General features: G+C 46.6%; 15 protein-coding genes. 3 read left to right on the top strand and 12 right to left on the bottom strand.

Annotated features, from left to right (window positions below; all coding sequences use genetic code 11):
• Positions 1-18 precede the first annotated feature (18 nt).
• The 6 genes from fabD to BLQ13_RS22435 all read right to left on the bottom strand — a co-directional run bounded on the left by fabD (position 19) and on the right by BLQ13_RS22435 (position 4,667).
• A complete protein-coding gene (gene fabD, locus BLQ13_RS22410; RefSeq protein WP_090923904.1) occupies positions 19-960 on the bottom strand; it encodes an ACP S-malonyltransferase in 942 nt (313 codons plus the stop codon).
• 25 nt (positions 961-985) lie between these two features.
• Complete coding sequence (locus BLQ13_RS22415; RefSeq protein WP_090923953.1) at positions 986-1,975, bottom strand: beta-ketoacyl-ACP synthase III; 990 nt, start codon at positions 1,973-1,975, stop codon at positions 986-988.
• A gap of 8 nt (positions 1,976-1,983) precedes the next feature.
• On the bottom strand, positions 1,984-2,979 hold the full coding sequence (plsX, locus tag BLQ13_RS22420) for a phosphate acyltransferase PlsX (RefSeq protein WP_090923905.1): 996 nt from the start codon (positions 2,977-2,979) through the stop codon (positions 1,984-1,986).
• On the bottom strand, positions 2,976-3,524 hold the full coding sequence (gene fapR, locus BLQ13_RS22425; protein ID WP_244159423.1) for a transcription factor FapR: 549 nt from the start codon (positions 3,522-3,524) through the stop codon (positions 2,976-2,978). The genes plsX and fapR overlap by 4 nt, the downstream gene beginning before the upstream one ends.
• 397 nt (positions 3,525-3,921) lie before the next feature.
• Positions 3,922-4,095: a 50S ribosomal protein L32 gene (gene rpmF / locus BLQ13_RS22430; RefSeq protein WP_090923906.1), complete on the bottom strand. Its 174-nt coding sequence runs from the start codon at positions 4,093-4,095 to the stop codon at positions 3,922-3,924.
• A gap of 65 nt (positions 4,096-4,160) precedes the next feature.
• Complete coding sequence (locus BLQ13_RS22435) at positions 4,161-4,667, bottom strand: YceD family protein (protein ID WP_090923907.1); 507 nt, start codon at positions 4,665-4,667, stop codon at positions 4,161-4,163.
• Between the two features lie 508 nt (positions 4,668-5,175).
• Between BLQ13_RS22435 and hmpA the strand changes: the two genes are divergently transcribed.
• Together hmpA and BLQ13_RS22445 are read left to right on the top strand one after the other, a co-directional pair.
• Positions 5,176-6,411, top strand: a complete 1,236-nt coding sequence (hmpA, locus tag BLQ13_RS22440) for an NO-inducible flavohemoprotein (RefSeq protein ID WP_090923908.1) — start codon at positions 5,176-5,178, stop codon at positions 6,409-6,411.
• Positions 6,412-6,748: 337 nt separating this feature from the next.
• A complete protein-coding gene (locus BLQ13_RS22445) occupies positions 6,749-7,993 on the top strand; it encodes a nucleotidyltransferase (protein WP_090923909.1) in 1,245 nt (414 codons plus the stop codon).
• A gap of 316 nt (positions 7,994-8,309) precedes the next feature.
• On the opposite strand, the gene BLQ13_RS22450 is transcribed toward BLQ13_RS22445, so the two are convergent.
• Positions 8,310-9,350, bottom strand: coding sequence for a SepM family pheromone-processing serine protease (locus BLQ13_RS22450; protein ID WP_090923910.1), 1,041 nt, complete (start codon positions 9,348-9,350; stop codon positions 8,310-8,312).
• Between the two features lie 265 nt (positions 9,351-9,615).
• On the opposite strand from BLQ13_RS22450, the gene BLQ13_RS22455 reads away from it, so the two are divergent.
• Positions 9,616-10,950, top strand: coding sequence for a nucleoside recognition domain-containing protein (locus BLQ13_RS22455; protein ID WP_090923911.1), 1,335 nt, complete (start codon positions 9,616-9,618; stop codon positions 10,948-10,950).
• On the opposite strand, the gene coaD is transcribed toward BLQ13_RS22455, so the two are convergent.
• The 5 genes from coaD to BLQ13_RS22480 form a co-directional block, all read right to left on the bottom strand.
• Complete coding sequence (coaD, locus tag BLQ13_RS22460) at positions 10,928-11,434, bottom strand: pantetheine-phosphate adenylyltransferase (RefSeq protein ID WP_090923955.1); 507 nt, start codon at positions 11,432-11,434, stop codon at positions 10,928-10,930. The genes BLQ13_RS22455 and coaD overlap by 23 nt on opposite strands.
• 1 nt (position 11,435) lies before the next feature.
• A complete protein-coding gene (rsmD, locus tag BLQ13_RS22465; protein ID WP_090923912.1) occupies positions 11,436-12,047 on the bottom strand; it encodes a 16S rRNA (guanine(966)-N(2))-methyltransferase RsmD in 612 nt (203 codons plus the stop codon).
• A 289-nt stretch (positions 12,048-12,336) separates the two neighbouring features.
• Positions 12,337-12,690, bottom strand: coding sequence for a DUF3021 family protein (locus tag BLQ13_RS22470; RefSeq protein ID WP_338060891.1), 354 nt, complete (start codon positions 12,688-12,690; stop codon positions 12,337-12,339).
• Positions 12,691-12,794: 104 nt separating this feature from the next.
• Positions 12,795-13,637, bottom strand: coding sequence for an AraC family transcriptional regulator (locus BLQ13_RS22475; RefSeq protein ID WP_244159418.1), 843 nt, complete (start codon positions 13,635-13,637; stop codon positions 12,795-12,797).
• A 235-nt stretch (positions 13,638-13,872) separates the two neighbouring features.
• A complete protein-coding gene (locus BLQ13_RS22480; RefSeq protein WP_090923914.1) occupies positions 13,873-14,307 on the bottom strand; it encodes a hypothetical protein in 435 nt (144 codons plus the stop codon).
• Positions 14,308-14,539: the final 232 nt, after the last annotated feature.

A 14,539-nucleotide genomic window follows, 5' to 3' on the forward strand; every position in this document is an offset into this window, starting at 1 on the left:
TAGTTTTGCTTATGTGATTTAATTATTATTTTTCAGATCAGCTGCGGTTGCTTCCAAGGTTTCAAGACTGTTTACATTGTATAATTTTACGGTTTTATCTGTTTTTTTAATCAAACCGGTTAATACATTGCCTGAACCAATCTCAACAAACGTATTCACACCTTGCTCAATCAGCCATGTCACACTGTCTTCCCATAAAACCGGAGAATAGACCTGGGTGGTAAGCAAGTTCTGAAATTGTCCATCTTCAGCAGGTCTTGCGGTTACGTTAGCTACCACAGGAACCTTCGCAGGTGAGAACGTCGCTGTACTCAGCTTATCGGCCAGCTTATCGGCAGCGCCTTTCATCAATGAAGAGTGGAACGGACCACTTACTTCAATTGCAATTGCGCGCTTGCCACCTGCTTCCTTCACCCGTTCTGACACGGCAGCAACGCCCTCTTTCACACCCGAAATAACGATTTGTCCAGGACAGTTAATGTTGGCAAGTTCAACTGTATCTCCGCTTTCTGACACTTCACGGCAAAGCACCCCCAGCGCTTCCCGATCCGCACCCAGTACAGCAGCCATTGCTCCCTGTCCACCTGGAACAGCTTCTTCCATATACTGACCACGTGCCCGGACAATTTGCACAGCATCCTCAAAAGAAAGAACACCCGCTGCCACTAGTGCACTGTATTCACCCAAGCTATGACCTGCAACGTAGTCTGCCTCAATTCCTTTTTCTTTGAAAGCTTCCAGCAGTGCGATACTCGCGGTGAGCAGTGCCGGCTGGGTATTGGATGTCTGTTTCAGCTCCGTGTCTGGTCCTTCGAAGATCAGATTGCTCAGCGAGAAGCCCAGCGCCTCATCTGCTGTGCGAAAAACTTCCGTGGCTGCAGGTACAGACTCATATACATCTTTGGCCATACCTACTTTTTGTGATCCCTGTCCAGGGAATACAAAAGCGATTTTACCCATTTCATTCATCCTCCAGCTGTCTAGTTTACCATACGAGTACGGATGCGCCCCAAGTCAAACCGCCGCCGAAACCAACCATCAAAACAGTATCTCCTGCTTTCATACGGCCTTCTTCTGCAGCTTCAACCAGTGCAAGTGGAATGGATGCCGCCGACGTGTTCGCATACTTGTCTACATTGACAACCACTTTCTCCTCTGGAAGTTCCAGTCGTTGCATAGCCGATTGAATAATCCGAACATTCGCCTGATGTGGAACGAACAAATCAACATCCGTGCGATCCATGCCAGCTTTGCGAAGAACTTCAATCGTTGCTGTACCCATGACACGAACAGCAAATTTAAACACTTCACGGCCGTTCATATAGATATAATGCTTTTTGTTCTCAATCGTTTCCGCACTTGCTGGCAGACGTGAACCACCGCCTTCAATGTTAAGAAGACTGCCTCCTGCCCCTTCTGCACCGAGATCAAATGCTTTGAAACCACGGCCTTCCGGAACTTCACCAACAACGACAGCTCCTGCTCCATCACCGAAAAGAACACAAGTGTTGCGGTCTGTGTAGTCTGTAATACGTGACAAACAATCTGCACCAATAACAAGCGCGTTGTTGTACATGCCGCTTTGAATGAAACTGGTTGCCGTTGCAAGGCCGTATACAAACCCGGAACAAGCAGCAGACAAATCAAATGCAGCAGCGCCCTTGGCTCCCAGTTTATCTTGCAGAATGCAAGCTGTCGACGGGAAAGAGGAATCCGGTGTAATCGTAGCAACGATAATCAGATCCAGATCACTGCCTGTCATGCCAGCAGATTCAAGCGCTTTTATTGCTGCCTCATAGGCTAGATCAGAAGTAGCTTGATCCGGTGCAGCGATATGCCGCTCCTTAATTCCTGTACGACTGACAATCCACTCGTCATTCGTATCGACCATTTTTTCCAAATCACTGTTTGTCAAAATTTTCTCCGGCACATATTTACCTGTACCAATAATCCCTACCGGGCGCAAATTATTCATATCGTCACTCACTTCCCACTAATTTCCTTAGATATGCTCTCCACCAACTGGTTTTGTACTGCAATCCGTGCCTGACGCACGGCATTTTTGATCGCATTGCCGTCAGCGGAACCATGGCTTTTGACGACCAGTCCACTCAAACCTAACAATGGGGCACCACCGTGCTCCGTATAATCAAGTTTGCTCTTTAACCCACGCAATTCTGGCATGAGTACCGCCGCAGCCAATTTATTTTTGAAGGATGAAGTAAATTTTTCTTTGAGCAGACCAAATATCGCTCCTGCCGCGCCTTCCAGTGATTTCAGCAGGATGTTGCCGGCAAACCCGTCACACACCAGCACATCACAGGCACCAGTCAGTACATCACGAGCCTCTACATTCCCCACAAAACGAATCGGAAGCTGTTCTAAGAGCGGATAGGCATGTTTGGTCAACTCATTTCCTTTGCCCGGCTCTGTGCCCACGTTGAGCAACCCCACTCTCGGGGAGGCAATGCCTTGTACTTTTTGCCGGTACAAACTGCCCATCAGCGCGTATTGTGCCAAGTGTTCCGGTTTAGCATCCATATTCGCACCGAGGTCTAGCGCAAGCACACCTACATCATCCATCGTGGGAATCATGGGGGCAAGTGCAGGACGTTCAATTCCGTCCATCCGGCCTACAACAAGCAAACCAGCCGTCATTAACGCCCCTGTATTCCCTGCCGAGATCATGGCGTCGGCTTCCTTCTCTTTGACCATACGTCCGGCTACAACCATGGAAGAATCCTTTTTGCGCCTTACTGCCTTTACCGGCTCATCATCTGAACCAATCACTTCTGAAGCGTGCCGAACGCTCAAATTGGCCGGTCTTGCTCCTGACTGACTTAAAAGAGGTTCAATCTTGGTTTCATCGCCAACCAGGACGATCTGTGTATCCGCCCATTCCGTAGCTGCGGCAATAGCCCCTTCTACGGTTGACGCAGGAGCATGATCTCCTCCCATGGCATCAATGACGATTCTCATTCCATATGACCTCCTTCTTTGCTGTCTTCTCCACCTGAATGATAGATCACAAAATTACCTTGGAACACCATTTCTTCACCAACATAGGTGAACACTTCAACTTTGGCTTTCCCCTTCTGACCGGGAATTGATTTCACATAAGCTTTGGCAATACACTTTTCTCCCAAACGAACAGAACGAACAAAACGTATATCTGCCGAAGCAGTTAACGCAATCTCATCATTAATGACAGCGACAGCAAGTGAATTCGCTTGTGCAAAGACATAGTGCCCACGGGCAATACCTGTTCTTGAAAAAACATGTTCCTCTTTGATCTCAAATAAGGATATCCCGCTCTTGTCCAGCTGTAAATCCACAATGTCACCGATAATCTCATGCAGGGGCAGTGATCGCACCTGATCATACGAGCGCTCCGCCATCAGTTTCATCCGTTCCCGAAGCTCCGGTATGCCAAGTTCCAGCCTGTCAAGACGGATCGTCTGGATACTTACCTTCAATTGACGTGTAAGCTCCTGATCGGTCACAAACGGATTCTCGTCTATCATTTTGGTTAACTGCTGTTGCCTCTGTCTCTTCGGTAAACGCTCGATGCCTGACACCCCCCGCTGTATCGTTTCCAGAACCTGCCTTTAGGTCAAGTTCGTTCTTTCAAACCTTACTTCATTATATGCTGTAGCCCTGCTTATTCAGGGAGCTTCTAAATAAAAGTGTATGATGATCTGTATGTAACGTCAAATCTTAGAACCTGGTACTAAACTATAGTATATCTCATCCTGTGTCAAAAAGAAAGGCTAGTATAACAAATTCACATCACTTCATCAAAGTGCTGATGAACATGTGTAACAAGCATACATACCCGCTTGAACAAGCTTATGCGTTCGCTTTTCTTTACACAAAAAAGCAACACCTCATCGAAATGAAGTGTTGCTTGATGTGTAGCTATTATTGAGAGATGATCTCTCTTGCTTTGTACGTTCCGCACACTTTGCACACGTGGTGAGCAAGCTTCAATTCGCCGCATTGTTCACATTTCACCATGCCCGGTACAGCCAATTTAAAGTGAGTGCGACGTTTGTCGCGACGCGTCTTGGACGTTCTCCGTTGAGGTACTGCCATTATTCCCACCTCCTTATCAAAATCAACCTTTGCAGGTAGTTGTTACGTTCGATTTTCAATCATGCTCATTTAAAAAAATCCTTGAGTCCTGCAAGCCGCGGATCAATAACCTGGTTATCGCAACCGCAGTCACCTTCGTTCAGCTCATGGCCACACTTGGGACAAAGTCCTTTGCATGTCTCGCTACAGAGCGGTACAAACGGAAGATCCAGCAGAAAAGCTTCCTCGGCATAACCTTTCAGATCAACGCTATCCTCATCCACATAGAGAGTATCGTCATCTTCAGATAATTCCTCTGGTTGTTTTCCCTGCTTGAATTGCTCATGAAAATCAATATGAAAATGTTCACTAAGCGGCTTGAGACAACGGGAGCATAACATGTCCACCCCTACTGTCAGTTTGCCATGAACATCCACAACGTTCTCCTCTCTGATCTCTGCAGACAAATCTGCAGTCAGCGGAGTAACGGCTGTGATATCTTGTCGGTTAGAAACCAGATGTTTGATATCCCACTGTTCGTTAAAGCGCAGGGGGCGATCACTGGTTGCCACTTTGCGAAATGGCATTATCATGTTCTATCACTCCAAACGAAACCAATTTCATAAATAGTTGTCTAACGAATGGCGGCAGTATACAGTTCAAGACGATCCTAATATGTGCGTTCATTCCTGACTGTATGTATGCTGTCTGTCACTCACAAAAGATTTATGAAACTGACTTAACAAACAAAAATCATTATACCGATTTTCCAAGAGGTTTGTCAACACTTTTAACTTTACACCCCTTTTGGAAAATGATCACTCCGATTCAACCGTCACATCTGATCTATTATAGACCTACTCCATCATAACTACAAGTCATCTATAGGATCTATACTTACGATTCTATCCCTTACTTATATCTGATGCTCTCCACTCCTTACATCGGTCACCAATCGTTAACGAATGGTGTGATCTATGTCACACAGGTCGCTAGACCTGATGCCTATACTTGTCGTAGATTCAATCACAAAGTAACTTTCACAATTATTTTTATAACAATCTATTATTGATATTCAAAGAAACTCGGGAGGGAAATTACATGTTAAGCCAACAAACGATTGACGTAATCAAATCTACTGTACCCGTACTTGAAGTTCATGGAGAAGCTATTACACGCCATTTCTATCAAACGATGTTTACGGCTCACCCGGAGCTATTAAACATTTTCAATCACGCAAATCAAAAACAAGGCCGTCAGCAAGCCGCACTCGCCAACATGGTTTACACCGCGGCAATGCACATCGATAACCTCGCGGCTATTTTGCCAGCCGTTCGTCAGGTTGCTCACAAACACCGCAGCCTCGGCATTGTACCTGAACAGTACGCTATCGTTGGCACTTATCTGCTTCAAGCCATCAAAGATGTACTCGGTGATGCTGCAACCGATGAAATTTTAGCCGCTTGGGGCGATGCTTATCAAGTGATTGCAGATGCCTTTATAGGCATTGAGCAGGATATGTATAGCGAAGCCGCAAATCAAACGGGTGGATGGGACGGTTTTAGAACCTTCAAAGTTGCGAAAAAAGTACAAGAAAGCGAACTCATCACTTCGTTTTATTTGATACCGGAGAATGGCAAGTCTATCTCTTCATACAAGGCAGGACAATATATCAGCATTAAAATCCAGCCTGCCGGACAGGAATTCACTCAGATTCGTCAGTATACCCTTTCCGACGCACCTGGCAAACCCTATTATCGTATATCCGTGAAACGTGAATCGGGTGGAACGGATCGCCCTGACGGAGTAATTTCCAATTATCTTCACAATCATATTACAGAGGGGAGCCTGGTCGAACTCTCCGCTCCTGCGGGTGATTTAATATTGAATATGGAAGATCCGCGTCCTGTTGTGCTGTTAAGCGGAGGTGTAGGGATAACCCCTATGGTCAGCATGCTGAATACAATGTTGGAGTCGGATAATCAGCGTTCCATTACCTTTTTACATGCTAGCCCGAACGGATTATCGCACGCGTTCCGCGATCACGTAAGTCAACTGGCTCAGGAGCATGTTAATCTCAACGCACACTATTGTTACACTTCGCCTGCTGATTCCGATCTGGAAAATGAGCTGGCTTATAAACAGGGATACATGGATGCGGCATGGCTTCGTCAAGTCATTCAAGAACCGGATGCGAACTATTATCTGTGCGGCTCTGTCACGTTTATGCGTTCGGTATATGCAGAACTTCTGTCCATTGGTGTTGCAGAAGATCGTATCCATTATGAATTTTTCGGGCCAAAAGCCAGTCTTGCTCCTGCTACGGAGAATGTGTGAGCATAAAATACAGTCGGAGAGCGTATAGAATTCATCTGGAAGGTACAAAAATAGATTCAGGGAAAGTGGCGCTTACTTCTTAGGTAGCTTCTTATGAAAGATTTTCTTAAAGATAATCAGGGCTATACTTCAGGTACAGGCAGCATCTGCGGATGCTGGTTCTGTGCCTTTTTTCATCATTTGCTCTAATGCCAGCTCTACTCTATGATGAAAGAGGTAAAATGCACTTTGCAGGTGAACAGACTAATTTATGCTATCCCTTATTGTAAAAATGTCATGACCCGCGTGATTAACGACCCAATGGGAGATTTCAACGCGGCAGGAAGGAGTAACGCTCATGAAAGCTGTAGGCGTTATTGTGGAATATAACCCGTTGCATAACGGACATGTGCATCATCTGAATGAATCGCGGCGGCTTAGCGGAGCAGACGCCGTTGTTGCCGTGATGAGCGGCCCTTTTCTCCAGCGTGGCGAACCCGCCATCGTTGGTAAAAGGGCACGCACCGAGATGGCGCTCCATGCTGGCGCCGATCTCGTGCTTGAACTGCCGGTTGCCTATGCGGTTCAACCGGCGGAGTGGTTTGCCTTTGGTGCGGTATCCTTGCTGCACCGCACCGGAGTTGTGGACTCGCTCTGCTTTGGCAGCGAGTCCGGCGACATCGACAGCCTGCAGCGCATTGCGCGCGTGCTGGCTGTTGAGCCCGCAGGGCTGCGCGAGGATATCGCGCGCCGCCTGCGGGAGGGCGCCAGCTACCCCGCCGCGTACGCAGGCGCGGCGGCAGCGCTGGCGCCCGGCGGCGTCGATGCTCACGACGCCGCGGCACTGCTGGAGCAGCCCAACAATTCGCTTGGGCTGCACTACCTCATCGCGCTGCAACGGCTTGGCAGCGCGATCCAGCCCTTGACGACGGCACGTACCGGTGCCGCCTATCATCAGGCGACGCCCGGACCGGGGGCGATCGCCAGTGCCACAGCTGTCCGCCGCCTGCTGCTGGCGGACGGGCCTAAAGCCGCCGCACCATATGTGCCGGCGGCAACCCTTGCCATTCTGCATCGCGAATGGCAAGAAGGACGCGCTCCCATGCACTGGGAGCGCTTTGCCCAGCCGCTGCTGCACATCGCGGCCACCCGCCGTGCCTCCGAGCTGGAACGTATCGCCGAAGTCACGGAAGGACTGGAGCATCGGCTCATACGTGCACTCGCCCAGCTCCCCGAGCCTTCAGTCGAAACTCTCCTGAATGCGCTCAAAACCCGGCGTTACACGCGCACCAAACTGCAGCGCATGCTCGCCCACCTGCTCCTGAACCACACAAAAGAAGAGTGTTCACCAGAGCGATTAGCCACCGGACCCGGATATCTGCGTATCCTCGGCTTTACTTCAACAGGCCAGAGTCTGCTCAAACAGATGAAAAAAACAGCCACCCTGCCTGTTGTAATGAAACCCTCAACGTTTGAACATGCTCAACTGGAATTGGATATCCAGGCGCAAGCCGCCTATGCTCTTGCCCATGACCAACAGGATTCGCGCAACATATCACGCATAATGTATAGCGACTACTACGAATCACCCGTGAGAATCTGACTCATCTCGCCCTACAAACTATAGAACCAGCAAAAAATCCCCTGTGTCCAGCCTTTGGCTGTCATCACAAGGGATTTTTTCATTTCGTTTTTTTAAAAGCAACGTCTTACACATGTATCCTACCAATGCATAACACTTATCGTATTATTCAACCTGACCTGAACACTTAATTTACATCCCTTTTTCTCATTGCTTTCTCGCTCTTTTTTATGAATCTCCTATAACTGTTTTTCCGAGCAATACCTTCTTATTTTAAAAGAGGTCACTGCCCAAGCTCTTCTAAGTCCAATCTTCTAGTAAGATACTCTTATTTCACTTAAGACTTCACAGACAGAGTTTTCAAGAAGGCTAACGCATCATCGAGTGTGCTTACGGGCACAAGCTTCATTGGAGTGTTGATTTCTTTTGCTTTGGCCTCAGCTTCTTTGTAGTTGTCTTTAGGTACAAAGAAGATTTCTGCCTTTTTACGGTCGGCAGCGACAATTTTATGTTGCACACCGCCAATGGCTCCTACAACACCATCTTTCGTAATCGTACCTGTACCAGCAATCCGATGTCCCTTGGTCAGATCACCAGGAGTCAACTGATTATAAATCTCCAACGTGAACATTAACCCGGCAGAAGGACCTCCCACTTGCGTGCTTGAAAATGTGATTTGTTTGTTTGGGTCTTCCGGCTTCACCTTCTGCACCGCACCAATCATCACCCCAAGTCCAGTACGCATCTTGCCTGTCTTGCTGTCTTTCACCTCAACCAGCGTGATATCCCGGCTAATCGTTTCACCGCCGCGCTCCAATTGCATCTCCACCGTATCCCCGGCTTTTTTTCCTTCCAGCTGTTTGGCAAGCACTGTATTATCCGGTGTAGCTGTACCGTTCACACCCAGAATAATGTCTCCGGGTTCAATATCTCCATCCGGTTTGGGATTTTCCGAAAGACCAAACACAAAGATGTTTTCAGGCACAATGGAGTATGCAATACCCGCTTTCTCATAGGCCGCTTCCATGGCAGAGGATTGCGAATCACTCATGAACCAGACCTGTTCAGCGGAGTATTCCGCCTCGCTTTTGCCACGCAGACGATCTTCTTTTTTATCCACCTGTGCATTTTTATCAAAATACGAAGTGCCTAGCAAAAATAAATTGGCATACGTTGCCGACACGGTGGTCATCATGAATACGCCTTTTTCATCTTTGTCACCGTCCTTCACGGTAACCATGGGTTTAACTTCATCCGCACTGCCAGGTTTATAAATAATATACGGCGTTGGCATGTACACCGTAAGATAGACAATAAGAGCCACCGCGATCACGTAGATCGAAGCTCTGAAACCACCTGTTTTCCGGAACCGATTCATCTCATGAGCCTCCGTTCTTTATCTCTATACAAGCTGAACCCACTCCACAAGAGTTGCTTTGTGTAATTCATTTAGCTCATCTTATTCCATATGATTACAATCCAAGTCTAACACCTTGTTGTTCCTGCATACAATGGTACAGGCCGGATAGGCCGCAGGATGATTCGCCGTCTATCCGGTCAAGGCCGAACCGTTTACGAACGTGATTCGGCCGTCCACTATAATCCCAATGCCCAAGGGGCGTTAATTGATATGAGGTGAAACGATGACCGTATCCAGTGAGGTTCGAAGTCCGGGTTTGGTACGAACCGTATTCCTGAGCACCAGTGCATTCATGCTGGTTGTTGCAATAGTTGCATCTCCGAAAGAAGCGTTCGACGCATCCATTCAAGGACTCGACATCTGGTGGAAAATTGTCTTTCCTGCCCTGTTGCCGTTCCTGATGTTATCCCAAATGCTGACCGCGTTTGGCTTTACCCACGCCCTGGGAGTTCTGCTAGAGCCCCTAATGAGGCGTTTGTTCAAGCTACCCGGCCATACCGGCTTCGCTCTCGCTGTGGGCATGTGTGGAGGTTTTCCAACCGCCGTAGATGCCGTATCTCGATTACTCAAGGATCAACAAATGACCGCCAGACAGGCGGTTATTATTACGGCAGCAGCTCATTTTGCCAACCCTATGATGATTCTGCTTGTTGTTGGAGGTGCTTTTCTTCATAATCCTGCCGCTGGATATTTTCTCCTCATTTCACACTGGATCAGTGGCTGGATTGCAGCCGCCGTTGCCATTCGTTTTATACCTGCATCCCGCAAAAAAAAACTTGTACCAGACTCTATGTCACCTAATACAGATGTCCATTCTCTCTCCCCAGCCCAAGATCACACAGAGACAGAAAAGAAACAATTGCCTCCCTTAGCTCCAGATTCTCAGAAACTCCGCATCGGTTCGCGCATGTTGCGAGCCGCTAGAGAAGCACATAGCCGGGACGCACGAGGGTTTGGAAAATTACTGGGGGACACCGTATCTCAGGCCGTACAAATTCTATTATTAACTGGAGGATACATCATCGTTTTTGCTGTATTTATCCGGTTACTCTCACTCTATCTGACTCCCGGTATTTCAGCTGCAGTTTGGCCTTCTGTGCTGGAGCTTCACCTGGGGACATACCACATTAGCAAAACAGCAATAGCACCCGCCCTACTGATGGCATTCCTGGCAGGTGCGCTTGGCTGGGGAGGCGTATGCTCGCATCTACAAGTCTCATCGATGCTAAGAACAGCCATCCCCGGACTGCAATCCATGCTCTTTTTCATTATCGTTCGATTAGGACATGGGTTAACCGCCTTTAGCCTTACCCTCTGGTTGTGGGAACCATTCAGCCGTTATAGCACAGAAGTATCGACCACGTGGCAGACCACTGCAGTAGAGCGCTCAAACTCTTTATTCTATTGGCCGTTTCTGCAATTTCCAGACACCACAAGTACATGGCAACTCATCTGGAACAGCTTCCCTGTAGCAGCCCTAAGTCTCGCTTTACTTCTTGGGGTAATGATTAGTCTCTCGGGCCTTACCTTATGGATTAACCGCCTTTTTTCTCGCTGATCTTCTGACGAAGTGCAGCTTCAACTTCAGGCGATACCAGATCCGTTACATCCCCATGATAGTGGGCGATTTCTTTAACGATACTGGAACTGAGGTAGGAGTATTTCGGGTTGGTCATCATAAAAATCGTTTCTGCATCCGGGTTCAACTTGCTGTTGGTTGACGCGAGTTGCAACTCATACTCGAAATCGGTTACGGAGCGGATGCCGCGAACGATAACCTGCGCTTCCTTTTGCCGTACATAATTAGCGGTCAGATCACGGAAGCTATCCACTTCCACATTCGGCAGGTGGCTGGTTACAGTAAGAATTAACTCTTTGCGTTCCTCTACCGTGAACAGCGGATTTTTACTCATATTGTTCAACACAGCGACGATGACACGGTCGAACTGTTTCGACGCTCTCGCAATAATGTCAAGATGCCCCATCGTTACGGGATCAAAACTACCTGGATATACGGCAATGCGTTCCTGCCGCTGAATCATTTCAGTCATGAGGAGCCTCCTCTTCTGTGATGCGGTTTTCTTGCTCATCTTCTGCTGCATCAGCTACATATTCGTATATGGATACCGCAGTCTCACCGTACACTGCTTTGCGCGTTTGTTCAAACGGGCCAAATTGCTCCGGGTATTCATGTTTGGATTCATACTCAAGCACCATGGTTGCGCCCTCTTCAAGCAGTTCCAGTTCGTGCATCGTCAACATTAACTCGTGTCCGTTCTTCATGCGATAGGGCGGATCGAGAAACACCAGATCAAAGGTTGTGTTACGTTTAGCCAGCGCTTTGAGCGCACGACCTGCATCATTCCGATATACAGCCGCCTGACCCTCCAGCTTCGTTGCCTTCAGATTTTCGCGGATCACTTCAATACTTTTCGGTTCCAGATCAACAAAAACAGCCTTGTCCATGCCGCGGCTCAGCGCCTCAATTCCGAGACCTCCACTGCCTGCAAACAGATCCAATGCTGCTCCGCCCTCAAAATAAGGACCAATCATACTAAACAACGCTTCCTTCACTTTATCAGTGGTCGGTCGCGTACCTGTGCCGGGAACAGCCTTCAGCGGCCTGCCCTTTGCACTTCCAGATACCACTCTCACGAATACGTCACCTTTTCTCTCTATGTACATATATTTATTCTTTAACCTATCCTAACACACTCCAGTTCCGTTTGAAAAACACTGCTTCTGCCTATACAAAAAATTGTTGACGGATTGTTGACAGATATGTATAAAAAGGAAACCCTTGGGCCATTCTATAATTATCGACATCACAAGTGTCGTAGACAACCGCGGAGAAGACTTACGTTTCCCCATAAGCTCTTCGTCCGGTTTCTCCTCTCCCATGAAAAAGAAGCTCTCGAAAGAGGGCTTCTTTTTGTTGAGCAATTTATCGAGAGAAAAATTGGGTTAATGTGAAAAGTACAGACCATAAAATGATCCCAACAAAGATAAAAAACAGGAAAACTTTAAAAGCATCGAAAACAGAATGAATCGTAAACCAGCCACTTAACAGCAGGATCGGATAAATGGTCACAAGCATTACAGTAAAATGGATACCGCTTTTTTTCGCCAAAGTCCAATGTTCTATGTTATAAATAACAGTTGCAGCACCGACAAAAAGAGCAATCAGACTTGCAACAAATGTGCCTTTAGCGTCAGCATATTTTCCTTGAGAATAAAGGATCAGAGCGATACCGTTCATAATCACGAAGGGTATTCCACCTCTTAATAGTGCATTCATCACCAAGATTTCCAACCTTCTTTCTCAAAAGAACTAGATAATAATCCATTTTGGATAAATTGCTGGCCATTTTCCATCTTTCTTCTTTATACGGTAATCATTCCTTACAATGATTTAATGTCCTCTTCAATTTTACGAACCGGAATCCATACTTCAGTGATGAAATCCTTCTCCCGTTCATCCACCCAGTAATATTTTTCTATACAGGGTCCTTCCACTTGTTCAAAATTCGTTGACGGGAACCACTCGGTGTAGATCCGTTTCCAAATATCCTGAATGCTTACATCAATTTCGACATCATCTGGCATCGTCCCTCGGCTGTCAAAAACAGCATAAGTTTGATCAGGTATAGGAAGGACAGTAAATTCATCCGGTACCTGAATGCCCTCTGGCACTTCTGCTCCCATCAAATACCGCCTCGAACCATTCTCAGCAAAATCATAATGATACCCATATAACAATGATCCATCCGGTTTCTCTAACAACTTGAGTATCTGACCATGGGTCCCATCTTTCCAAATGCCCTCCACAAATACGGGTATCTCTTTATACGCATCTTCATGGATAGTAACGCTTTTCCCAAATACAATAGAGCCTTTTTCCTCGACAAATCGATAATTCATCTCTGATTCCCCTCTAACCTGAATTTGAAAGGAGATTCGAGGAAATGCTTTAAGTTTCACATTCATTTTCTTCGCCTCAAGAGGTGTTACCCCATGCATCCTTTGGAACGCTTTTGTAAAAGCTGCTGGACTTTCATAACCATACTTAAGTGCAACATCAATAACTTTACAGTTTGTTCCTGCTAACTCCTGAGCCGCAAGTGTGAGACGTCTGTTTCTTACGTACTGGGTAACCGTTACGCCGGTTACTGCATGAAACATTCGCTGAAAGTGATACTTCGAACTCATGCCTGCCCTAGCAATATCTTCAATCTCAATTGGCAAATGAAGATGTCGTTCCACATAATCAATCGATTGGTGAAGCAGTTTAAATATTTCCAGGATCTCTCATCTCCTTTCTTTTACAGTGTAAAAGAACCCTCTGGAATCTTCTTGCTCAGAAATGCTCTGATTTGTCTATTATTAAAAGAACCGACTAATCAGTCGGCCAGATACTGCTATTTTGACACTTAACTTATTTCTTATAGGTTACTCTAAGAATGATTGAACTCACCCGTTTCTACTCATACTTCTCCTGCATCTCATTCAACTCTGCTTCCTCTTCCGTCTGCAACCATCCAATTTCTTTAAGCCACGCACCCATATCTGCAATAAATGCATCCCTATCCAGATGATCTATCTTATACTTCTTCATCTTGTCGCTCACAAACGTATAAAACGCATGGCTTAATGCATATCTCTGTTTACTTTTGCTCCAGGTCTTATAACGGTCTTCACTAACCGTCATATCGAAATAGATTACCTTTTCTGCCTTCACATGTCTGACGTTTGATTTGCGCCCATATTCATCGGGAAGGCAGCGGAACACAAAGTACAGTTCAATATCACACGAAGCATATTTTTCAGTGGCTTTGTCGAAAACAGGCTGCAATTCATCAGATAGGTCAACAACTTGTGTCAGCCCTGACGTATCGCTTGTTTTGTCCAGAATCAAAGTACAACCTCCTTGTCCCGACAACTCAAGTACATTCCTGTTTAACACGTTCTCTTGCTTTTCGATTCGAGATTCGCATATTCATTAACGTTATAAAAAGTAGGACAGACGGCAAGAACATAGAAGATGATCCTGATCTGATCGCGTAGAAAGCAAAAAAAGTCAGTGCAAGCCAAGTTATGATTTCAATTATCTCCAACTTCGTTAACGTCACTTTAAAAGTCTTTTTTGA

It is taken from the genome of Paenibacillus polysaccharolyticus, assembly GCF_900102085.1.
Classification (GTDB): domain Bacteria; phylum Bacillota; class Bacilli; order Paenibacillales; family Paenibacillaceae; genus Paenibacillus; species Paenibacillus polysaccharolyticus.